We start from the raw sequence: 23,141 nt of genomic DNA on the forward strand, positions 1-23,141 counted from the left end.
AAGTTTATTGGATAGCAAATATAGGGATTGCATGGCTTGAATTGATATGACAATTAAAATATTCAACCCTATTCTCCAGATATTTTTAACGGATTTTTGGAATCCATCTACAAAATGTTTAATATTGTATTGTAGAACGAATTGAATACTGAAAAGAGGGGACTGTGTCCCCTCTTTTGTTTCTGTATCAAATCATTATGAGTAAGCAGGAGTTAGAAATTAAAACATACGTATCGGATTTATTACAGGAAAGAGCAGAGATTTTTCTTGTTGATATTGTGTTTGGAGGAACGAACTCAAGAAAAAAAATCCTTGTGATCCTTGATAAAGACTCAGGCATTCTGATTGACGAATGCGGAGAATTCAGCAGAGCATTAGGAAATTTAATTGAAGAAAATAATCTATTTGGCGATGCACCTTATGTACTAGAGGTTTCGTCTCCTGGCATGGACAGACCGCTTCAAGTAACCAGACAATACAAAAGAAGAATTGGGAATAAGCTGAACTTTCTTTTGAATGATGGCAGCCAGTTTGAAGCCGTATTAACAAGTGTATCTGAAGACGGAGTTGTTGTTGAGCCAATCCCAGCAAAAGTAAAAAAGAGTAAAAAAGAGGCGACTGTTGAATTGGCTCCCGAGCCAAGAAAACTTCGTTTCGAGGAAATAAAAAAGTGTAACCTAATTGTATCGTTTAAATAAAATGGATACTTCAACTTTAATAGAATCGTTTGCAGAGTTTGCAAAATTCAAGAGCATAGACCGCCCAACCATGATGAAAATCGTGGAAGATGTGTTTCGTACCATGATCCGTAAAAAATACGGAACAGATGACAACTTCAACGTTATTATCAACGTCGATAAGGGTGACCTTGAAATCTGGTGGATGAGAGAAATTGTTTCAGATGACTTTGCTGAAGACAGTTTTGATTACGATCCAAACAAACATATTTCTTTAACAGATGCTCATTTGATTGAAAAAGATTTTGAGGAAGGTGAAGAAGTAGCTACAGAAGTTAAGTTAGAGGACTTCGGCAGAAGAATGGTTCAGACTGCGCGTCAGACGTTGATTCAAAAAGTTAAGGATCTTGAAAAAGACAACCTTTTCCAAAAATATAAAGATCTTGTTGGTGAAATTATCAATGGCGAAGTATATCAAGTACTAAGCAAAGAAATTTTATTGATCGATGCAGATGGTAATGAATTAGCATTGCCAAAATTTGAGCAGATCCCGAAAGACCGTTTCCGTAAAGGTGACAACGTACGTGCTATTGTACACCGCGTTGAAATGCATAATGGAAATCCAAAAATTATTCTTTCAAGAACTTCTCCTAAGTTCTTAGAACGTTTGTTCGAACTTGAAGTTCCTGAAGTGTATGATGGCTTGATCTCGATCCGTAACATTGTTCGTGAGCCGGGTGAGCGTGCTAAAGTAGCTGTTGAATCGTATGATGATCGTATTGATCCGGTTGGTGCTTGTGTTGGTATGAAAGGTTCTCGTATTCACAGCATTGTTCGTGAATTGGAAAACGAAAATATTGACGTAATCAACTTTACAGATAACATCGACTTATTTATAGCTCGTGCTTTGAGCCCTGCTAAAATCAGCAGTCTTAAAGTTGAAGCAGACAAAGGCCGTGCCTCTGTTTTCTTAAAACCGGATCAGGTATCCCTTGCTATCGGTAAAGGCGGACAGAACATTAAACTTGCCAGCAAATTGGTAGGCTTGGAAATAGATGTATTCAGAGAATTAACAGGCAATGAAGACAACGAAGATGTTGACTTAACAGAATTTGTTGATGAAATTGAAGACTGGATCTTAGAAGAATTAAAACGCATTGGTTTGGATACTGCTAAGAGTGTATTGGCTTTAAGTAAAGATGACCTTGTACGTCGTACAGAATTAGAAGAAGAAACTGTAGAAGATGTGCTTCAAATTCTGAGACAGGAATTTGAATAAAAAATAATAGTTGAATAAATAATTTATAAATGGCTGAAGAAAAAATGATGCGGCTTAGCCAAGTGGCGAGGAATCTGAATGTCGGTACATCGACAATCATAGATCACCTTTCTGCTAAGGGCTATGAGATTGAGAACAACCCCAATGCCAAGATTACTATGGACATGTATGGTATTCTTTCAAAAGAATATGCATCGTCTGCACAAGTAAAAAAAGAAGCTGAAAGCCTTAACATTGGCAAGAAGCACATGGGCGATGTTGTTATCGATGCCGGTCAAGTAAATATTGCTCCTGAGCACGAAGAAGAGGACGAAATCAGAATTGTTAACAGCAATCCTGTGGAAGTTCCTGCTCAAGAGACACCAGTAGCAGTACCTGTTGCTGAAGAAACTCCGAAGGTGGAGTCGAAAGTATCTGCTCAGGATGATTCTAAAACTACGTTGCAGGGTCTTAAAGTATTGGGTAAAATTGATTTATCTACAGCCGATAAAGATTCTAAGAAACCAGCCAATACTGCTAAGCCAGCTGAAAAAGCGAAGTCAGAGAAACCTGCTGAAAAAGCTAAACCTGCTGCTAAAGCCGGTGCTCAGACAGAAGCTCCTAAAACAAAGGCTCCTAAGACTGAACCTGCTAAGCAGGCTGATTCTAAAATAGAAGCAGCTAAAGAATCGCCTTCAGAAGTTGCTGCACCAAAAACACCAGTTGCAGATCCTGTAGAAGCAGTGGCTTCACCGGTTGAAGATAAACCTTCTGTTGCTGAAATACCTGTTAAGCTTGTACAGGCACACGCCGACAAACTTCAAGGTTTAACTGTATTAGGAAAAATTCAACTTCCGGATAAAAAGAAAGAACCAACGCGTGTTGCTTCTTCAGATGAAGTTGTAGATAAAAATAAAAATAAGCGCAAGCGTAAACGTCTTAATGACGGACCGCCAGGCAAACCTGTTGGAACAAATCCAAATGGACCTAGACCTGCGGGCGGTAATCCAAACGGACCTAGACCTGCTGGTGGACCAAACGGACCAAGACCTCAAGGTAGCAATCCAAATGGACCAAGACCTGCTGGTGGACCAAATCGACCAGGTGCTCCTGCTCGTCCTAACAGCAACGGGCCTAGACCTACGTTAACAAAAGCAAGTGAAAAAGGTGAAGTAACCGGAAAACAAATTCAGGAAAAAATTAAAGCTACCATGGCAAAATTGTCTGGTGGTGGAAATTCAAAATCCGGACCGGTTAACAGAGCTAAATATCGTAAAGATAAGCGTTCTGCGATGGCTGATGCCGAAGAAGAACGTTTAATGGCAGAGCAGGAAGATGCAAAAGCCTTAAAAGTTACAGAATTTATTTCTGCAAGTGACCTGGCATCATTGATGAATGTTAGTGTGAACGAAGTAATTTCGAAATGTATGATGATGGGTATGTTTGTATCTATCAATCAACGTTTGGATGCAGAAGCAATCACCATCATTGCAGATGAGTTTGGATACGATGTAAACTTCCAGACTACCGGTGAAGAAGATGATATTACAGTAGACGATCAAGACGATCCGGAATCATTGATTGAACGTGCACCGATTGTTACGATCATGGGTCACGTCGATCACGGTAAAACTTCTCTACTCGATTACATTCGTAAATCAAAAGTTGTAGCAGGTGAAGCTGGTGGTATCACACAGCACATTGGTGCATACAATGTTGTTACCGATTCAGGTAAACCGATTACATTCCTTGATACACCCGGTCACGAAGCCTTTACAGCGATGCGTGCACGTGGTGCGAAAATCACAGATATTGTTATTATTGTTGTAGCTGCCGATGACTCGGTGATGCCGCAAACAAAAGAAGCGATCAACCACGCGCGAGTAGCAGGTGTACCGATCATTATTGCAATCAATAAAATTGATAAGCCAGCTGCCAATCCGGATAAGATCAAAGAAGAACTTTCTAAAGAAAATATCTTAGTTGAAGACTGGGGTGGTAAATACCAATGCCAACCAATTTCTGCAAAAGCAGGTACCGGTATCAGCGAATTACTTGATAAAGTATTGCTTGAAGCAGAGATGCTTGAATTAAAAGCAAACCCAAATAAACGCGCTGTTGGTGCTGTTATTGAAGCTTCTCTTGATAAAGGTAGAGGTTACGTAACAAACGTATTGGTTGAATCAGGTACCTTACGTATTGGTGACATCATCTTAGCGGGTGCACACTTCGGTCGTGTAAAAGCAATGGTAGACCATACAGGTAAAAAATTAAAAGAAGCAGGTCCGGCAATGCCTTTACAGGTATTGGGTCTGAACGGTGCACCACAAGCGGGTGACAAGTTCCAGATCATGGAGACAGAACGTGAAGCGAGAGAGATTTCTTCAAGACGTGAGCAATTGTTACGTGAGCAAAGTATCCGTACCAAGAAACACATTACCCTGGATGAGATTGGCCGTCGTCTTGCGATTGGTAACTTCAAAGAATTGAACATCATTGTTAAAGCCGATGTGGATGGTTCTGTTGAAGCCTTGTCTGATTCATTATTGAAATTATCTACAGAAGAAATTCAGATCCGTATCCTTCACAAAGGTGTGGGTCAGATCTCTGAATCGGATATCTTATTAGCATCAGCATCCGATGCGATCATTGTTGCCTTCCAGGTACGTCCTTCTACAAGTGCGCGTAAATTGGCAGAGCAGGAACAGATCGAGATCCGTATGTACTCTATCATCTACGACGCAATCAACGAAGTTAAGGATGCGATGGAAGGTATGCTTGAACCGAAATTAGAAGAAGTGATTCATGGTACAATTGATGTACGTGATGTCTTCAAAATTACGAAGGTTGGTACAGTTGCCGGTGCATATGTAACAGAAGGATTTGTTAAGAGAAATCACAGAGTTCGTTTGATCCGCGATGGTATTGTTATGTACACAGGTACAATCAGTGCATTGAAACGTTTCAAAGACGATGTGTCTGAAGTTAAAACAAGCTACGAATGTGGTATCAGCTTAAAAGGATACAACGATATCTTAGTTGGTGATCAGATCGAAGCGTTTGAAGAAAAAGAAGTGAAGCGTACGTTATAAAATATAACACGTTTTTAAAATACAAAGAGAGTCATGCTGCATAGTATGGCTCTCTTTTTTTATGCTAGTGATAAATAATAATTTCTCAATTGATTACAGCATATGATATTTCTTTATTATTTTTAACGTGTCTTTTAATATTTTAATCTGATTAATTTTCACTTTTAAAACTGGCCTGAACATGATATTGAAGCCGGTGTATATTATTACCGTTTCACATACAGCACCTGTACACCTGAAAAAGGATGGCTTCAGGTAATTAAATAATTTTATGAAAAAAATAATAGTACTTCTTATTCTGTTTTGTTGTAATCCAAAATTTATTTTTGCTCAGGATACAATACCCAAATCAACATACAGAATTACTACTCCTGTTTTAATGGATATATCTATGTATTTTTCATTAACCGGTGAAAAAGTATTTGTTAAAAAAACGATTGGTTTAACTATAGGATATAGGCCGAGCACTCAGAACAGTGGAGAAGTTCCATTTAATACAGGCCCCTGGGCACCTTATCAAAGATGTAACTTTGCAAATAAACTTTATTCTTCTTTTACAATAGATTTTTTTGAAAAATTTTATTTTGGAGAAAAAAATAAATCTTTTCTTATGCCGGATGCCTATTACAGGCTTTGGTAGTTTGATACAAAAGAATGTTCATTTACCGGAACTGGTGGCAGAATCACGAACAATTATGATTACAGCTATGATGGAACCCGAACAGAACAACAACATTTAATCGGACTAAAAGTATTATACGGGAGAACATATAAATTAAATAAGCATGGCACTCTGAGACCAATAATAGAGCCTAATGCAGGAATAGGTCTTTTTGTTAAATCATATACTTTTCAGACCTACAATGGTACTGTAAATAATGTTTATTATGATTATCATAAAGAAACAGGTGTTGGTCTTTATCCCTCTTTCCACATCGGATTGAATCTAGGATTCGAATTTGATGTGAAAAAGAAAAAGTAATTCGTATTGTCTTTTACAAAATAAAATATTTTTAAAATTTTTACTTTCATAGAAAAAAATGACGTGCGCACTGTAATTATTTTTCATATACATGTTCGTTATTGTACTACCAACCCATATAATTAAATCTTCCATCATTGATGGGAGAAAAATAATAGATCAGGACCACCAATAGCACATACCACAGCACAATGAATATGTTGGCAAACGTTTTACCAAGCTTTTGTAACAAATAGCTATACATCTAAACAAAGGATTTTTTTATAGGTCTGAATTACATGATTCATATCGCTGTCGTTTACCAATATGAAACTGAACACCACAAAATGGAACGTTATAAATCTTCCTACCCATTTTGGACTTATGATATACAGATGAATTTTTTGTTGAATGAACGAATGATTGTAGTAATGCCATACATTGATTGCAATCACATGCGCCAGTGCCCATAGCATGTAGTTCCACGAGATGCTGTGCCACAAGCCCAGTAATACCATAGAAAATAATACCCCTATATATGGATTACGCGTAATGGAATAAAACGGATAATATACATAATCTCTGCACCAGGTTGATAAAGAGATGTGCCAGCGTTGCCAGAAGTCTGAAATGTTTGTTGCCAGAAAGGGTGCATTAAAATTTTCCATGATCCGAAAGCCTAGCAATAAACTCAATCCGATTGCTATATCCGAAAAGCCTGCAAACTGCACGTATGCGTTTACTGTAAATAAAATTGTATCTGCATAGGTAGCCAGCCATTTGTAGTTTTCAAATTCAAGCCAGGCGATCAATGCTTCTCCCCTATCTGTCATCAAATAATTTCCTAAAATAATAACTTTCGCAAAGCCATATAGGATCCGTTCCAAACCTTCTGAAAATAATGCTGCATCCCAACGTCTGCGTTTGATGTCTTTTAAAAATTCAGGGAAACGGTGAATGGGACCAATTAAAAAAGATGGCAAAAAAAACAGGTACATTAAAAATTCCTTAAATGTGTGCGCTGGAATTTTTCTTTTATACATTTCAATAGCATAATGGATCTGACGAAATGAATAGTATGAAATTCCTAAAGGCAATAGACGTTCCATCAAAATGGATTTTCCATATCCGAGTTTAAAATATAAAAAGATTGAAAAGATGATTATGCAAATGCTAATGACAGCAGCTGTTATGTTGTTGCTGTATTTTAATGTGTAATATGTTGCCAGAGTTGTAAGCAACAATATACAAAGCGACTCCGGTGCGAATACAGATAAAAATATACCTGCAGCAAAAACGCTGGGATACAGTTGCCAGCGTTCCGGTAAGATCCAGGAAAATAAAATTACCGGAATACAAAAGAAGAGTATGTAGATCTGTAATTCCATTTATTTTGTTTTAATGATCTGCGCGTACAACCAGTCTGAATATTTTTTTCTGCCAACATCATTCAGATGTCCAAAATCATAAAAGTAGGTGAAGTTCAATTTTTCCGGAAACTGTATGTACGTTGTTTGAAATTCTTTTTGATAAGAATTCATTAATTTTAAAAACACCTGCTCTTGTATACCTGAATGCAAAACAGATTCCGTAATAGCAGGCCTTGGAATGTGGATCAGATAAATCTTTACTCCACGTTTGCTTAACTCCGCTAATTTTGAATGCATGTATTTGCGGTCATTAAAGCTTACCGATTTCCGGTTTATATATTGGTACCCGCTTGTATCACTCAATACGCCTGAAATTATTTTTCCGCAATAGTCCGGCATTCTATAGTTTCCGGCATTCATGGAAATGGTTGTTTTTAGATTGTATAAAAAATATGCTCCTTTAAAAAAATGATCTTTTAATGAACGTTCATCTTCTACCTTATAAGCAAGCTGATCCGATTCAATTAAAAGGATATCCGGTAAATGAATCAACAGAGAATCAAATACACCAACGTTGTTCAACGTATTTAAAATTTCTGTATTCGAATTTAAAAATACTTTACTCAAACACACATTGGTATACTGATTCTGGTATTCAGAAGAACACGCGATACCATGTCCTACCAGAGAAGAACCGATAGCAACTACCTGAATTTTTTCCGGATAGCTGTCAATATTCTTTAATGTATTTTTTAGTAAATAATCTGCTTCGAGTGTATGTCTTGTGTATGCAATGTGCGCTGAATATTTATTTGCTAAAACGGTACAGCCAATAAATAAAACCGCTACAATACACAACGTAATAAACCACGATTTAAGCGGAGGATATTGCTTAGACAACATTCAGTGTATGCTTTTTTAAAATGCTTTCAATCGACTTAAAATTGTTCATGATCATGATCTCTGCCGCGCTGAATCTAGTATTGAATCGTTCTTCCAGTTTTGTTACCAAATGCAGATGCGCCATGGAGTCCCAGCCATTGATAGAATTTGAATTGTCGTTGATGGAAAGATTACTTGCTTCAACTTTAAATGAAATGGCAGCGATTCTGAAGATCTCTTTTTGCAAATCAAATTTTGCATCCGGAGATTCAGCATCATTATTATAAATCGATTGTTCTATTTCTTTGATCTGAACCTTTCCTGAAAGACCTTTGGGCAATTCATCATAGATCAAAATATCTGCAGGCATTTTATTGTGTTCTAAATGTTCCGATAAATATGCAGCCAAAATATTTTTATTCATTTTGCTTTTGTCTTTTGCAACAATGCACGCAATGATTTTTTCTCCGAACACTTCGTCTTTTACTCCAATGCAAATACTCTCCATAATCTCCGGATGCGTATTTATTACTTCAGAGATTTCTTCCGGATGAATATTAAATCCGCCGACAACTACAATATTTTTTTTACGTCCGGTAATTTTTACAAATCCTTCGGAGTCAATAATAGCAAGGTCGCCGGAAGAGAGCCAATCATTATTCAGAACCAATTGAGTTGCAGATTCATTTTTATAATATCCTTTAAACACATGATCTCCTTTGATCATTAATTCTCCTTCTTCTCCTTGAGGAACTTCCTGATTATGCTGATCAACTATTTTTATCAGACAATCTACCGGCTTACCTACCGTACCGATTTTTTTAATTGTTTTATCCGGACCAGAAAATAAAGAACCAGCAACGGTTTCTGTTAAACCGTATACATTTACAATTTCAGTTTTAAATGTCTTCTCGAAATTTGTCCAGAGATATTCTTCAATATGCGCAGAAACAGAAATAACAAATTTAAAATCCGGACTCTCAAAACTGTCTTCGTAATTTTCAGAAAATTTATACAGTATGCTTATGATTGCCGGAACAACAACTAAGTGACTGATGCGGTATTTATATATGCCTGTTAAAAACTCTCCAGTTAAGCCAATCTCAAATTTCTTTAACGGTCTTACCAATGTAGCATTACAACATGCTGCAAGCACAGGTCCCTGTATAATACCATCTGCATGATACAGAGATAAATTATTTAAGATGCGGCTTTGATGATTCATTCCATAGACCTTAGTCAAGGTATTGATATGCTCCCAAAGATTTTTTTGAGAGATCATCACACCTTTCGGATCTGAAGTTGTTCCCGAAGTAAATAATATATAGGCGATGGTTTCGGGTGCAGGTTGTTTGTACGTCATCATTGATGCAGATAACGAATCCATAATAGCCGGATACGAATCCCCATCTTCAGTCGGATCAGTTGATGCAGAATTTTTCAGCAGCTTTTTAAATAACGAACCTTTCTTTTGTGTTTCCTTTTTACTTAAACAAAATTGCTGTTCCTTATTTATGTTCCATTTTTCAAAGAGATACTCTTCCAGTACACACATTTCAGGCGCAGCCTGTTCAACTATTTTTTGTGCGCGAAATGCATTTATCTCCGGATCTACAGATATTACCGTAACTCCGCTTACAAGGCCTGCCATGAAGAACAGCGTAATATCGTATTCATCTTTTAATGAAATGAACATTTTATCCCCTTCAACCAGTCCCTTTGAATGAAATAGATTATTAATCTTAACAACATCTGTAAAAAATGTTCCGTAAGAATACTGCTTGCCAATAATTTCTAAAAAAACCTTTTTAGTTAAATCTCCATTAAGGCTTTTATTCAATAGCTCTTCAATTTGCATAGATCTCTTCTACTAATAAATGTTTTATAATTTTCCCATTGGATGTATATGGAAGTTCTTTTTTAAAAATTATTCTCGAAGGCAATTTGTCTTTGCCTGCTTCTTTTTCAATATATCCTCTAAGTTCAGTGATCAATTCTTTATCTGAGCCTGAATCATTTTTGGCTACAACAAATGCGGCCATCTTTTCTGTTTCATCTTCTACATAACCTACTACAGCAGCAAATTCAATGCTTGGATGCTGTTCAATCAATTCAGCAATCGGCTCTAAATAAACCAATGTATCGGTACTTGTTTTGATTAGTTCTTTCGCTCTTCCAACCAAATGTACCTGACCGCTTGCATCCATCGTTGCAATGTCTCCTGTATAGAACCATCCATCGCTCATACACAGTGCTGTAAGATCTTCACGTTGATAATAGCCCTGAAATATATTTTCACTATACAATCTGAGTTCACCCGGCTCTCCATATGCTGCAGGTTTTCCTTCGGTATCAACGATCTGAATAAGTGCATCAATCGGCAAACCTATTGCATCTTTATTGTCGGCAGTATTTCCAAGAAGTTCTGCAATACACAAACCTGTAGTTTCTGTTAAGCCATAATAATTGTAAATGGCTTTGTTGTAATGTCTCAAAAATTCTGCCCGCACTCCTGCACTCAATTTACTTCCTGTACACAAAACTTTTTTAAGGCTTACTAATTGATTCTGAATGTGTGATTGGAATGTATTAAACTGATTGTACAAAGCGGGATTTCCCACGAGTATAGATACCTCATTTTTACTAATGCACGCTGCAATAGAAACTGCGTTTTGTATCGTACTATAGGAAGGAACACAAATTGCAGTACCGCTTATTACAGGTACAATGCATGCATTTCTAAAACCGCTCATAGACTCCAATCCTCCGATAGCAAGAAAAATATCTTCCTGATTCCAATCGTATGTTTGCGCCATTAACCATGCACTGCGTATAAGATGTCCCTGGCTCAATGCAATTCCTTTGGGCACTCCGGTTGATCCGGATGAAAAAAGCAATACCGCATCTGATGTATGTGTTACAGAAGATGAATTGTAATTCTGTTCTTCTGTTTCCAACCAGTCAGAAAAAAACAGATCATTACCTTCTGCTTCATCCGTTTCATCAAACGTAATAAGAGGTATTGAATGATTCGAGTCTATATTTTCATGCGGAACGTGAGTCGATTTAAAAATTAAAGTAGGTTTAGCAATGGACAGTATGTATTCAATATCTTTTTTACTTGCTTTATAATTAACCGGAACAAGGATTACGCCGATTGATAAACATGCCCATGCAAGTAAAATCGCTTCCGTATGAATCGGACTAACAAGCACAATGCTATTGCCTTTATTTAAGCCGCATGCAGATAGTTTTTGAATGATGGATTGAACGATTTCATCCGATTCTGCAAATGTTATTACGCTTCCGTCGTCTTCATTTAAAAGAGCAGGAAATGTTTTGTACCGGTCAACAGCTTGCTGCCATTGACTTGCAAATGTCTGGTCAGAATAAGGAACAAACAATTTCTGTGAGCCAATAAAATTCTGCTGTTGATGCGCCTTTTCAGAAATGGGAAATATTTCTATGAGACCAATCTCTTTAAGTGCATCTGCTTCAGAAATAAGATCGTTGATGCTTATAGAAATGCGTTCTGAAATTTGCTTTAAGGTCAACGATTTACTGGACCAGTAAAGCAATTTCATTTGAACATCATTCAGCACATACTTATCTGCTTTCTCAATCTTCGGCAAATATGGAATATGCCTTTCTAATAAATAGCCTACCTGTTTATCAAGTGCATTGTAATCTAAGATCACGTTGTCCTGTTCAACACGCAGCAATGGATTGATAAGTATCCGGCAGGAAGCAATAATTTCATCCCGATTTTTATAAGGCTTTAGTACTTCTGTACTCCACGATTTTGGAAGTAACGCGGCTAGTGCATTGTAATCTTTGGTATTGTAATCCGATACCAAAGGCCTAGAATGTTCTTTTCTTAGCAGATCATTAAACTGAAACAGATCGGGTTCAGAAAAAATATATCCGTTATGCGTTCCATGCTTTGCAATCTGATCAAATGTTTTTTGATATACTTCGCCATGCAATTGATGTCCGCCGCGATCAAAGTAAGGAACCGGTTCTGAATTACTAAGATGCACATGAGGAAAAATAATTGCTCCATCCTTTTTACTCATACGCAACACTTCTTTTAATAAAAGTGTCTGATCAAAACGGTGCAGAAGATCTAAACCTATAATGAGTGATACACTTGCATCTTCGATCGGAAAAGGAGATGTATGATCACAAAAAACAATTGTATTTTTTGTTCTGTTCTTAAACCAGTAGGTAAAACCTGCATGACCAAGCACATCTTTATTTCCTTCCCAGGTGGTTATAATTTCATTTTCAGGAAATATTCCGGAAACGAGTGACGTGATCCAGCCACTGCGATCCCACAGGATTAGTATTTTTTCTTCCGAGGAAATTTTAGTTTTTACGAGTTCTAAAAAAGGCAATAAAGCTTTGGTAGCTTCATTGAATGGCTGAAAGCTTGCGTAGATATCTACAAAAGGCCTGCGGCATTTTTGTTCGATATATGATTTATATGTTTTTGTTTTTTCACGGATCTCCTCATAAAAATTTTCATGGGTATCGGTGAGTACTTTTTTTCTTTTATCAAAAAAAACAATGTTTTCAAAAGAAGGAACATCATCGATAAAATGTTTTGATAAATAAGAGTGGTTTATTTTAATCATTATGTACAAATAATACTATAGCTTACTTAATATCAAAATTGTATTTATGAATACCATCAAATCAGCCAACCCGCCAACAACCCAGCAATGATAATGAATGGATGTGGTATCCGTGTAAACAACAATACGCACATAGTAGCAACAGCGATACCATCGTTGAGAGCAACTGTATGCAATTCACCTTGCTGCATGGGCAATGCCAACATCAATGCTGTTGAAATGATAATACCTGCGTTGCCTGCATTAATGCCTTCAAACGAAGCTTTAACCACTCTGTATTGTTTGATATTTTTCCAGATCGGTGCAATAAAAAATATTAAGATCGTGCCCGGAAGAAATACTCCGAATGAACCGATGAAGCCACCTGCTATTTCGCCCCAAATCCCGTACTGACGCATGGATAGGGCACCTATATAGGATGCAAAGGTAAACACAGGGCCAGGTAACGATTGCAAAAATGCATAACCCAATAAAAATTCGCTGTGTGTTAAATAATTTTTAAATTCAACAAATTCCGTATAGAAATAACCGATCAATGCCTGTCCGCCTCCAAAGATAAGGCTTCCGTTACGAAAGAAGTTTTCAAACAGACGTATCGGCAAGGCTTGTGTAATGGTTCCGATTACTGCTGCGCCAACAAAGATTCCGCCCAGCAAGATCAGATTTGCCCAACGAATATTGAATGGTGTCTTTTCTTCTTTCTCATGTTTTCCAAAGCGAAACGATGTAAGAAAACCGGAGATCAATAGTATAATCGGAAACATCCAGGGAGATGCCTTATCAAAAAAGCTGATGTAAAAGCAGATGCCGGCTGTAAGCACCAGAATGATGATAGCCGTTTTTGTTTTCTGAATAATGGAAATTGTTTTAACAACTGCATAGAATACAAAGCCGATCGCTATTGGTTCTAAATATTTTACAAAACCCAGATTTAAATTCTGTGCGTGAAAATAGGAAACCATGATCGCAGCGGCTGTCATTACAATCGCTGCAGGTAGAAGCCACACCAGTACGGTAAGAAAAGCCAAACGCGGACCACCAATTTTAAACCCTACTGCAGTAATGGTTTGCGTTGATGCCGGTCCCGGTAAAATCTGACAGAAGGAATACAATTCCATCAACTCCGCTTCGGTTAAATAAGCTCTTTTTTGAACCAGTATTTTAAAGAAAATAGCTAAATGAGCCTGAGGCCCTCCAAATGAAGTAAGCGACAAGACTAATACATCTTTTAGAAAAATAAGATGTCGAATGTTCTTCATTTATTCAATTTGTGGGTACGGTTCACTTAAATCTGATATCTAAAATACGCTTTTTCCATGAATTATCAGAACTTAATTCATTTCAGATTTATAAGTACGCAAATTTATGTAATTTAGGTGTCGAAACTTTAAGAATAATGCGCATAGTAGCCGAATACCCAAACGTAGATTTTAAAATTACAGTTTTTTCCTGGAACGGTAAATATCTTTTAAAAATTGAAAAAGGAATGTTTGAACAGACCTATAAGATCAGTGAAATGGATGTTACCGGCGATGACGAGGTAAAGAAAATTGTTGAAGATCCAACATTTGTTGAAGAGGTAAAGACGCGTTTTAAGAATATGAATCTATCCTTAAACGATGCCCTGAATCGCATCGTTTAATTTATAATTCATAAGATTGCCCATAATCGGGCAATTCAACATTCTGATATCCTGCCTCATTCAATGTTTCGGCAAAATCCTGCATGCTCTGATACTCTCCATGTATTAAAAATATTTTTTTGAGTTTCTTTTTATCCTGATGGCTCATAAATTTTAGTAAGCCATGTTTATCTGTATGGCCACTGAAAATATCGGTATAAATCACATTGGCTGAAACAGGGATAGAACGTTTCTTAAATTGTATGGTCTTTTTACCTGCCAGCAAATCATAACCGATTGTACCTTCAACGGCATATCCTACCAGTAAAATAGTACAGAAGGGATTCTGCAGATTCTGGCGTATATGATGCTGAATTCTTCCGCCTGTAATCATACCCGATGAAGACAGAATGATGCATGGCTGCAAATAGTTAGAGATGTTTTTACTTTCTTTAAACGTTTTCACATGATCCAGATTTTCAAAATCAAAAAGTGATTCGTCTTGTGCTTTAATACCTTGAGCCTCTTCATTCATCAGAGAATGGTATTTTGAATAAATACGTGTGCCTTCTGCAGCCAGAGCCGAATCGGTAAATACTTTTATGGGCGGCAGCTCTTTTTTAAGCGCCAATTTATTCAATGTATATAGCAACGATTGTGTTCTTCCCAGACTGAATGCAGGTATGATCAAGCGACCGGGCTTTGTAACACACGCTTCTGTAACAATACGTTTTATAAGGTCTTCCGGACTTTCGGTTTCCTTGTGTTCGCGGTTGCCATAGGTAGTTTCGCATAATACATAATCCGCTTGCGGTGACGGAATCGGATCGGGTAAGAGCGGATAATTATCTCTTCCTATATCTCCGGAAAATAAAATCGTTTTGACTTTTCCTTCTTCTTTAACAGAAAGAAAAATGCTCGCTGCTCCCAATATGTGACCAACAGGAATTAAACGAACGGTGATGCTCTCATTGATCTCAAAGTCTTTATTAAATGCAATGGATATAAAGCGATCAACGGGTTTATAGGAATAATCACTTGGGGCAGAATTAGCTATTTTTTTTTCAGCCCGTTGAATATGTGCCGAATCGGCAAAAAGTAATTCCGATAATTCTGCTGTAGGTGCCGTTGAAAGAATTTGCCCCCGATAGCCGCTTCTTATTAATGCGGGGATGTTGCCCGAATGATCTACATGCGCATGTGTTAAAATAACCAGATCAATTTCAGAAGTTTCAAACGGGAACAGGCCTCCTGTAAGCACTTTATGTCTGTCTGAAAAATCAGATCCGCAATCAATTAATATTTTATAACCAAGCGATTCCAACAAATACATACTACCTGTCACTTTCCTTGCTGCACCCCAAAATGTTAGTTTCATTTAGTTATTTTAAATTATTAAGTCTTTCAAATTCGCTTACTGCAAACAAAAATCACTACTAAGGTACTTAGATTTGTTCTTAATTTATAAAACAAACTGAGATAACTCAGAAGAAAGGTTTGTCGGTATCAAATGAATTAGTAATTTGAGTCATTATTTCGAATCATCTATCTCAATGTCAAACATTACAGATTCTAAAAATCACGGCCATGCAAAATTAACCGCTGCAGGTCTATTAATTTCATTAGGTATTATCTACGGTGATATAGGAACATCGCCTTTATATGTGATGAAAGCAATTGTTGGAAAAGAATCAATTTCTGAAGCATTGATTTTAGGAGGTTTGTCGTGTGTATTCTGGACCTTAACGTTACAGACTACAATAAAATATGTAGTTATTACTTTACGTGCAGATAACAAAGGTGAAGGCGGTATTTTTTCATTGTTTGCTTTAATACGAAGACGAAATCCAAATTTAGTTTGGCCCGCTATGATAGGCGGAGCGGCGCTCTTAGCAGATGGTATCATTACGCCACCCATTTCAGTATCGTCTGCAATTGAAGGATTAAAAATATACGACGAAAAATTAAATACCATTCCCATTGTAATTGTAATAATTATGGGATTGTTTTTAGTACAACGCTTTGGAACAAACATTGTAGGTAAATTATTTGGCCCCATCATGTTTATCTGGTTTTTCATGTTAGCCGCATTGGGCTTAAATGAATTAGTAGATAACACAAATGTACTTCAAGCTATTAACCCTGCATGGGCATACCATTTGCTAACTGAATATCCTCATGGTTTTTGGTTGTTAGGTGCAGTATTTCTTTGTACAACGGGTGCTGAAGCCTTGTATTCAGACCTAGGTCATTGTGGTAGACCAAATATTCGTATCAGCTGGATTTTTGTAAAAATTGCATTGTTATTAAATTATTTTGGTCAAGGTGCATGGTTATTAAAACAAAGTGGTTACCGACTTAGTGTTAACCCGTTTTTTGGAATCATGCCTGAAAAATTTGTACCGTACGGAATTGTCATTGCCACAATGGCTGCTATCATTGCATCCCAGGCATTGATTAGCGGATCGTATACACTGATCAGTGAAGCCTTACGCTTAAACTTATGGCCAAAGGTTCGAATAAAATATCCAACAATAAAAAAGGGACAGTTATTTATTCCAAGCACCAATATCATGATGATGCTTGGCTGCATTTTTGTTGTTTTGGTATTTAAAGACTCAGCCAATATGGAAGCCGCTTATGGCTTAGCAATCAGCATAACCATGATGATGACCTCTTTGCTGTTGTGTTATTATTTACTCATCATAAAGCGCATTTCATTTGTTTGGGTAGGTATTTTCTTTGCAATCTACTTTGTGATTGAAACGTCCTTCTTAATTGCCAACCTGGAAAAATTCTTCAATGGAGGATATTTTACATTGATTGTCGGTGGGATTCTTATGTTCATCATGGCAATCTGGTATACGTCGCACCGTATTAAACGCAGACTTACAGAGTATGTAAATATTGATGACTATCTTCCGTTATTAAAAGAATTAAGCGAGGACTCTTCCATACAAAAATACTCTACACACCTTGTATATTTAACAGGTGCAGACAGCCCTAATAAAATAGAATCAAAAATCATGTATTCTATTTTTCAGAAGCAACCAAAGCGTGCCGATATCTATTGGTTCTTACACATAGATGTAGTGGATGAACCGTACACACTTGAATACAAAGTGCGCACCATGTTACAGGATGATGTGATCCGTGTAGATTTTAAATTGGGTTTCAGAGTGGAACATCGCATCAATCTTTTCTTCCGTAAGGTAGTAGAAGACATGGTGAATAATAAAGAAGTAGATTTTACATCCCGATATATATCGCTAAACAAAAGAAATGTGATTGGTGATTTCCGTTTTGTTGTTTTAGAAAAACATTTGAGCAATGACAATGATCTAAATGTGATAGAACAGTTCACAATGGACTGGTACTTCTTATTAAAGCACATTTCTATTTCTGAATCCAGTGCATTTGGCTTAGATACTAGTTCCATTACAGTTGAAAAAGTGCCAATGGTAATAAGCCCAATGGAAGCTTTCCAATTGAAACGTGTATATTAATGATCACAAAAAAGAGAGCTTTAGGCATTGTATTTTTTGTTTTTATTGGGATCATGATCTGGTTCACAGTAGATTTTATGTCGCGTACAACACCGCCTTGGCAGCGTAAAAAAGATACAACCTTTGTCAATAAATATAAGATTCAATACAACGAAAAACTGGGATTGAAAAATATTGATTCGCTGAAGAAAGCGAGAGAAGGAAAATAAAATTGTTATTTTCCTTCTCTTTTATCCATATCCCCATCAGAACACTTCTTGTACTTTATGAAATATATTGTTTTTTTCTGCAGCATATTTTTTATTACAATCCATTGTAACGCACAAACACTTACTTCCAATAAAGACAAGATAGAAGCCGCAGCGAAAAGGCTTACCCCTTCATTAGAAACATTTAACAACTGTTTAGCTACAGCAAATTTAGATGATTGTATTTCTGTACTAATAAAAAGTGCAGGTAATGAATACGAAAAATATTTAATTGCCGGTGCATTATTCAGCATTGATCCTTCAAAATCTTTTCCATTACACCAAGAAGCCTACAATACCAATCCAGCCAATTTAGAATTTGCAATGGAATATGCGATAGAGTTACATAGAAAAGGCAACTACAACGAAGCAATTGCTTTGTATGAGAATGCTCTTGCATCTGTAAGCATACCTGAAAATTACTATAGAATAAATCTATGGCTAGCGGAATGTTATATAAACATTGGAGCGAATGATACATGTATTTCGAACTGGAAAAAATGCAATTTCACCAGACACCATACTTCTATTGACTTTGCGATATATAGTGTTCATGTAGACACGACCCTTATAAGAGGCAGAGATAATCTTAGAAAAGAAATTAAGAATGGCAACCACATGCTTTTTTACGATTTAATCTACAACGATGTAAACTGGAAGTTCGATTGGTGGAATACGCGTAAGCACGAATTCTTTTTAGCTGAAGACTTACTCCTTCTTCAGAATACTGTAAGCAAATCAAGCACGATCTATAAAACGATCCATGCCTATATTGAACTAAAAAAACTTCCACAATCCACTGATTCCAAATCAGCAATTGAATCAATCTTAAAAAATAATAAACTGATTCTTTCTTCAGCTCCATTGCCTGCTCATGGAGGGATGACCTCTGACTTGTTACGAATTTGTTTTACTACACAAATTCTCAATGAAAATGAATTCTACACAACGCGAGGAGAGGAATTACTAAAAATTGCGGCTAAAAATAACGATGTAGAATTTTTAAACATCTATGCACATTTACAAGCTGCAGTTACCGGAAAAGTAGATGAAAGCATTGATAAGCTAGGCTGGACACAATATAAAGACGAACGGTTTGCAATGAGTTATTTTATAGGTAAAGCTGAAAAAAATAAATTGAATGATCCTGAACTTGCCCAGGCATTAATTGATTTTCCGAACTCAGCGGAAATCTATTGGATAAAAACAAATTGTGCCGTAACTGAAAAAAAAGATATCAAACCTACATTAATAGAACTGATCAAACTTGAATTTAAAACCTTGGGTTCGGATAGAAATGGTTTCTGCAGTTCGTTAAATAACTATATCAATTATCTTGAAACACTGAAATAAAAAGGGCTACAGGATTTTCCTGCAGCCCTCATTTATATTAGTGTAAGTAAAATTATTTTTTACCTTTCAACATATGAATCTCTGCTTTCAATGAATCGATTTCTTTTCTTAAGCTTGCAACCGTTAGTGAATCACCTCTTTTAATTTCCAATATAATGTCTTTTTTAAGGTCAGAAATTTGCACCAGTTCTTTTTCACTTAAGCCATATCCATCTTCCATCTCACCGGAGTGACCTTCCAACTTCTCTTCAAGCTTTTCTTCCTTCTGACACGCATTCAATAAAGGAAATAATAATAGCAATGCAAATACGATTTTCTTCATGTTTGTAAAAATTAAATTGGTTTAGAGTTGATTAAATACTGCAGTTTATACTATGCCAATGCTTCGAATAAAACTTCAACTGTATGCTTCGCTTCTCTGCCTGTACCATCTTTGATCTGGTGACGACAGCTCGTACCCGGTGCAGCGATGATCGTCTGTTCATCGGCCTTACGTACCGCAGGGAACAATACCAACTCACCTACCTGTATCGACAGATCATAGTGTTCTTTCTCATAACCAAATGAACCTGCCATACCGCAACAGCCTGAAGGAATCACCTCAACTTTATAATTCTCCGGTATCGTTAAAATCTTTTGAGAGAAGTTTACAGAAGACAACGCTTTCTGGTGACAGTGGCCATGCAGTTTAACTTTACGGTTTGCACGTGTAAACAGATCTTTGCTGATCTTGCCCGCATCAAATTGATTGGCAATAAACTCATCGATCATAAATGAATTTTTTGCTAAGTGATTAGCAGCTTCTAATTCTTCAGCAGGAACTAAGTTTGGATATTCATCTCTGAAACTTAAAATAGCAGAAGGCTCAATACCGATCAACGGAGATTCAGAAGTTACAATGTCTTTCAACATCGCAATGTTCTTACGAACGATCTTCTGCGCATCTCTAACCATCCCTTTAGATAAATAGGTACGCGCACTTTCCAAATGGGCAGGCACTACTACTTCATATCCCAAACGTGTGAGCAAATGAATTGCTTTAACACCAATGTGTGATTCGTTGTAATCTGTATATTCATCGCAGAACAAATAGACCTTACCGATGTAATGTCCTTTTGCAGGTTTTAATTCATCGGGATGTTTACGCGCCCACGTACGTAAGGTCTGCATAGACATTTTAGGCAGCGGACGTTTTTGCGTCATTCCCAAAACACCTTTTATAATACTTCCTGTTACAATATTGCCCATCACAAAATTTGCCAACCACGGCCAGTTTTTATTCAGTGCATTGGCTTTAGCATAATTTGCGATCATACGTGCACGCAGCGGAACACCGTTTGCATCGTAATACTGCTGTAGGAATTCTGCTTTTAATTTTGTAACGTCAACGTTAGACGGACATTCGCTCTTACATCCTTTACAAGACAAACAAAGATCCATTACTTCATAAATTTCTTTATGATCGAATTTATTTTCTTTTTTTGAAACGGTTAAGAATTCGCGTAAGATGTTTGCACGCGCACGTGTTGTATCTTTTTCGTTACGTGTTGCCTGGAAGCTCGGGCACATCGTGCCTCCAATGATGGAAGACTTTCTGCAATCACCGGCGCCATTACACTGCTCGGCCATACGAACAATACCCAACGATTTTTCAAAGTTGAATGTTGTTTTAATTTCAGGCGTATTCTGACCTGATTCGTAACGCAGAGACTCCAGCATCGGCGGAGCATTTACAATTTTATTCGGATTAAGAATATCATTCGGATCCCAAACTTTTTTCAGTTCGCAGATCATTTCATAATTCTTTTCACCGATCATCTTCTTCACAAATGGTGCGCGCACACGACCATCGCCGTGTTCACCACTCAATGAACCTCTGTATTTTTTAACAAGGTCTGCAACTTCATCGGTAATGGTAAACATCAATTGACGATCCTTCTCGTCTTTCAGGTTCATCACTGGACGTAAGTGCAATTCTCCATCGCCAATGTGTGCATAGAATACACACTTGGTATTGTGCTTGTCTAATATCTTTTGAAACTCATCAATAAATTCCGGTTGATCGTTTACGTCAACGGCAGTATCTTCAATACATGCAGCGCCTTTCATATCACCGGGAATATTACCTAATAAACCTAAACCCGCTTTACGAAGCGACCATATTTTATTGATATCGTTATCCCACAATAATGGGAAGTGGTATCCGTAGCCTGCTGCACGAAGTTCTTTTTCAGTTTTGGCAGCAAGTGCTTCAATTTCTTCTTTTGTTTCACGTGCCCATTCAACAATCAACAATGCTCCCGGATCCCCTTGTATAAAGGCTCTGTTCTTGGATTGTTCAATACTGCTTTTTGTACACTGTAATACAATATCATCCAGCAATTCAACTGCACCGGGTTTATTTGCCAATGCAATTAAATTGGCGCGCGTAGCTTCTGCAACCGTATTTAAATGAACAGCCAATACTCCTTTTGTTTTCGGCGGCAGATCAATTAAGTTTAATTTAATATCGTTGATGAAAACCAACGTTCCTTCAGAACCTGAGATCAGTTTACACATGTTGAAGGATTCTTTTCCTTCTGTAAACGGTGCGCTTTCCAGCAATACATCTATCGCGTAACCTGTGTTACGTCTGTTTATCGTAGGTTTTGGAAATTCTGAACGGATCTCTTTTTGGTTATCTTCATTGGTAAGTGTTTCGTTGATGTAACGGTAAACTTTACCTTCAAGCGTATCCAGTTTCAACTTTGATTGATACTCATCAAGAGTCAATGATTTAAATGTAACTTCGCTTCCATCACTTAAGAAACCATTGATCTCCAATACGTGATCACGTGTAGTGCCATAAATAACAGAATGCGAACCGCATGAATTGTTACCCACCATACCACCCACCATACAGCGGTTGGATGTAGATGTTTCCGGACCGAAGAATAAATTCAACGGTTCTAATTTTTTATTCAATTCATCCAATACAATACCAGGCTGCAAGCGCACCCATTTTTCTTTGGTATTGATCTCGTATATTTCTGTGAAGTATTTCGATACGTCTACAATAATACCCTTACCTACTACCTGCCCTGCCAGCGAGGTTCCGGCAGTACGCGGAATAATTCCGATCTTATATTTGTTTGCAAAAGCGATAATTTTCTGAACATCTTGTTTGTGCTTTGGTCGTGCTACAGCAAGTGGTAACTCGCGGTAGACAGACGCATCGGTTGCATAAAGTGTTCTCATTGTAAGGTCGAAATATAAATCACCTTCAATGTTTTTCTTTAATTCTTCTAAATGTGCAAGCATGGGAATCGATAGAATATATTCTATAATGAGAATGTAAATATCGCTTTTTTTTAAGTGTTATGTTAGGCAAATGTTGTATTTCATTCAGGCATAGTGAAACTCATTTATGAAAGGCATGAAGTAGACTATAAACTAACCTAAAATTTACATTCAATTCATTTAAAAATTCATGGAACAGGATTCCATAAAATGAAATTAAAATACTGATAAATAAACGGTTAATACTTTCCTATCCG

General features: G+C 37.0%; 16 protein-coding genes. 8 read left to right on the forward strand and 8 right to left on the reverse strand.

The window, feature by feature from the left end:
* The first annotated feature begins 197 nt into the window (after positions 1-197).
* From A3EE_RS0105765 to A3EE_RS0105780, 4 genes are all read left to right on the forward strand, one after another.
* On the forward strand, positions 198-698 hold the full coding sequence (locus A3EE_RS0105765; RefSeq protein ID WP_018342489.1) for a ribosome maturation factor RimP: 501 nt from the start codon (positions 198-200) through the stop codon (positions 696-698).
* Position 699: 1 nt separating this feature from the next.
* Complete coding sequence (gene nusA / locus A3EE_RS0105770) at positions 700-1,956, forward strand: transcription termination factor NusA (protein ID WP_018342490.1); 1,257 nt, start codon at positions 700-702, stop codon at positions 1,954-1,956.
* Positions 1,957-1,985: 29 nt separating this feature from the next.
* The gene (gene infB / locus A3EE_RS0105775; RefSeq protein WP_018342491.1) at positions 1,986-5,027 is read left to right on the forward strand and encodes a translation initiation factor IF-2; all 3,042 of its coding nucleotides are present in this window, start codon (positions 1,986-1,988) and stop codon (positions 5,025-5,027) included.
* Between the two features lie 271 nt (positions 5,028-5,298).
* Complete coding sequence (locus tag A3EE_RS0105780; RefSeq protein WP_157446899.1) at positions 5,299-5,667, forward strand: hypothetical protein; 369 nt, start codon at positions 5,299-5,301, stop codon at positions 5,665-5,667.
* 578 nt (positions 5,668-6,245) lie between these two features.
* Here the strand turns inward: A3EE_RS0105780 and A3EE_RS0105795 are convergent.
* The 5 genes from A3EE_RS0105795 to A3EE_RS0105815 are packed head-to-tail and all read right to left on the reverse strand — an operon-like array spanning position 6,246 to position 14,136.
* On the reverse strand, positions 6,246-7,376 hold the full coding sequence (locus A3EE_RS0105795; RefSeq protein WP_018342494.1) for an MBOAT family O-acyltransferase: 1,131 nt from the start codon (positions 7,374-7,376) through the stop codon (positions 6,246-6,248).
* Entirely contained in the window at positions 7,377-8,261 is an 885-nt protein-coding gene (locus A3EE_RS0105800; RefSeq protein ID WP_018342495.1) for a hypothetical protein, read from the reverse strand.
* On the reverse strand, positions 8,251-10,098 hold the full coding sequence (locus A3EE_RS0105805; RefSeq protein ID WP_018342496.1) for an AMP-binding protein: 1,848 nt from the start codon (positions 10,096-10,098) through the stop codon (positions 8,251-8,253). Before A3EE_RS0105805 ends, A3EE_RS0105800 begins: the two co-directional genes overlap by 11 nt.
* The gene (locus tag A3EE_RS0105810; protein WP_018342497.1) at positions 10,088-12,877 is read right to left on the reverse strand and encodes a class I adenylate-forming enzyme family protein; all 2,790 of its coding nucleotides are present in this window, start codon (positions 12,875-12,877) and stop codon (positions 10,088-10,090) included. The genes A3EE_RS0105805 and A3EE_RS0105810 overlap by 11 nt, the downstream gene beginning before the upstream one ends.
* Before the next feature lie 56 nt (positions 12,878-12,933).
* A complete protein-coding gene (locus A3EE_RS0105815; protein WP_018342498.1) occupies positions 12,934-14,136 on the reverse strand; it encodes a chromate transporter in 1,203 nt (400 codons plus the stop codon).
* Positions 14,137-14,273: 137 nt separating this feature from the next.
* On the opposite strand from A3EE_RS0105815, the gene A3EE_RS0105820 reads away from it, so the two are divergent.
* Entirely contained in the window at positions 14,274-14,519 is a 246-nt protein-coding gene (locus tag A3EE_RS0105820) for a hypothetical protein (RefSeq protein ID WP_018342499.1), read from the forward strand.
* 1 nt (position 14,520) lies between these two features.
* Here the strand turns inward: A3EE_RS0105820 and A3EE_RS0105825 are convergent, their stop codons facing one another.
* Entirely contained in the window at positions 14,521-15,876 is a 1,356-nt protein-coding gene (locus A3EE_RS0105825; RefSeq protein WP_018342500.1) for an MBL fold metallo-hydrolase RNA specificity domain-containing protein, read from the reverse strand.
* 175 nt (positions 15,877-16,051) lie between these two features.
* Between A3EE_RS0105825 and A3EE_RS0105830 the strand changes: the two genes are divergently transcribed.
* From A3EE_RS0105830 to A3EE_RS0105840, 3 genes are read left to right on the forward strand one after another with little or no spacing between them, the layout of a single operon-like run.
* Positions 16,052-18,004 (forward strand): KUP/HAK/KT family potassium transporter, encoded by a 1,953-nt coding sequence (locus tag A3EE_RS0105830; protein ID WP_018342501.1) that lies wholly within the window; start codon positions 16,052-16,054, stop codon positions 18,002-18,004.
* On the forward strand, positions 18,004-18,213 hold the full coding sequence (locus tag A3EE_RS0105835) for a hypothetical protein (protein ID WP_018342502.1): 210 nt from the start codon (positions 18,004-18,006) through the stop codon (positions 18,211-18,213). The genes A3EE_RS0105830 and A3EE_RS0105835 overlap by 1 nt, the downstream gene beginning before the upstream one ends.
* Positions 18,214-18,270: 57 nt before the next feature.
* Positions 18,271-19,605, forward strand: coding sequence for a tetratricopeptide repeat protein (locus A3EE_RS0105840; protein ID WP_018342503.1), 1,335 nt, complete (start codon positions 18,271-18,273; stop codon positions 19,603-19,605).
* Between the two features lie 52 nt (positions 19,606-19,657).
* Here the strand turns inward: A3EE_RS0105840 and A3EE_RS0105845 are convergent, their stop codons facing one another.
* Together A3EE_RS0105845 and A3EE_RS0105850 are read right to left on the reverse strand one after the other, a co-directional pair.
* On the reverse strand, positions 19,658-19,927 hold the full coding sequence (locus tag A3EE_RS0105845; protein ID WP_018342504.1) for a hypothetical protein: 270 nt from the start codon (positions 19,925-19,927) through the stop codon (positions 19,658-19,660).
* 50 nt (positions 19,928-19,977) lie between these two features.
* Positions 19,978-22,905, reverse strand: coding sequence for an FAD-binding and (Fe-S)-binding domain-containing protein (locus A3EE_RS0105850; RefSeq protein ID WP_018342505.1), 2,928 nt, complete (start codon positions 22,903-22,905; stop codon positions 19,978-19,980).
* Positions 22,906-23,141: the final 236 nt, after the last annotated feature.

It is taken from the genome of Cytophaga aurantiaca DSM 3654 (assembly GCF_000379725.1).
Taxonomy (GTDB): Bacteria; Bacteroidota; Bacteroidia; order Cytophagales; family Cytophagaceae; genus Cytophaga; species Cytophaga aurantiaca.

Bases quoted from the DNA above. Each gene is read 5' to 3' on its own strand.
- A3EE_RS0105765 (WP_018342489.1), top strand. From the start codon at position 198: ATGAGTAAGCAGGAGTTAGAAATTAAAACATACGTATCGGATTTATTA.
- nusA (WP_018342490.1), top strand. From the start codon at position 700: ATGGATACTTCAACTTTAATAGAATCGTTTGCAGAGTTTGCAAAATTC.
- infB (WP_018342491.1), top strand. From the start codon at position 1,986: ATGGCTGAAGAAAAAATGATGCGGCTTAGCCAAGTGGCGAGGAATCTG.
- A3EE_RS0105780 (WP_157446899.1), top strand. From the start codon at position 5,299: ATGAAAAAAATAATAGTACTTCTTATTCTGTTTTGTTGTAATCCAAAA.
- A3EE_RS0105795 (WP_018342494.1), bottom strand. From the start codon at position 7,376: ATGGAATTACAGATCTACATACTCTTCTTTTGTATTCCGGTAATTTTA.
- A3EE_RS0105800 (WP_018342495.1), bottom strand. From the start codon at position 8,261: ATGTTGTCTAAGCAATATCCTCCGCTTAAATCGTGGTTTATTACGTTG.
- A3EE_RS0105805 (WP_018342496.1), bottom strand. From the start codon at position 10,098: ATGCAAATTGAAGAGCTATTGAATAAAAGCCTTAATGGAGATTTAACT.
- A3EE_RS0105810 (WP_018342497.1), bottom strand. From the start codon at position 12,877: ATGATTAAAATAAACCACTCTTATTTATCAAAACATTTTATCGATGAT.
- A3EE_RS0105815 (WP_018342498.1), bottom strand. From the start codon at position 14,136: ATGAAGAACATTCGACATCTTATTTTTCTAAAAGATGTATTAGTCTTG.
- A3EE_RS0105820 (WP_018342499.1), top strand. From the start codon at position 14,274: ATGCGCATAGTAGCCGAATACCCAAACGTAGATTTTAAAATTACAGTT.
- A3EE_RS0105825 (WP_018342500.1), bottom strand. From the start codon at position 15,876: ATGAAACTAACATTTTGGGGTGCAGCAAGGAAAGTGACAGGTAGTATG.
- A3EE_RS0105830 (WP_018342501.1), top strand. From the start codon at position 16,052: ATGTCAAACATTACAGATTCTAAAAATCACGGCCATGCAAAATTAACC.
- A3EE_RS0105835 (WP_018342502.1), top strand. From the start codon at position 18,004: ATGATCACAAAAAAGAGAGCTTTAGGCATTGTATTTTTTGTTTTTATT.
- A3EE_RS0105840 (WP_018342503.1), top strand. From the start codon at position 18,271: ATGAAATATATTGTTTTTTTCTGCAGCATATTTTTTATTACAATCCAT.
- A3EE_RS0105845 (WP_018342504.1), bottom strand. From the start codon at position 19,927: ATGAAGAAAATCGTATTTGCATTGCTATTATTATTTCCTTTATTGAAT.
- A3EE_RS0105850 (WP_018342505.1), bottom strand. From the start codon at position 22,905: ATGCTTGCACATTTAGAAGAATTAAAGAAAAACATTGAAGGTGATTTA.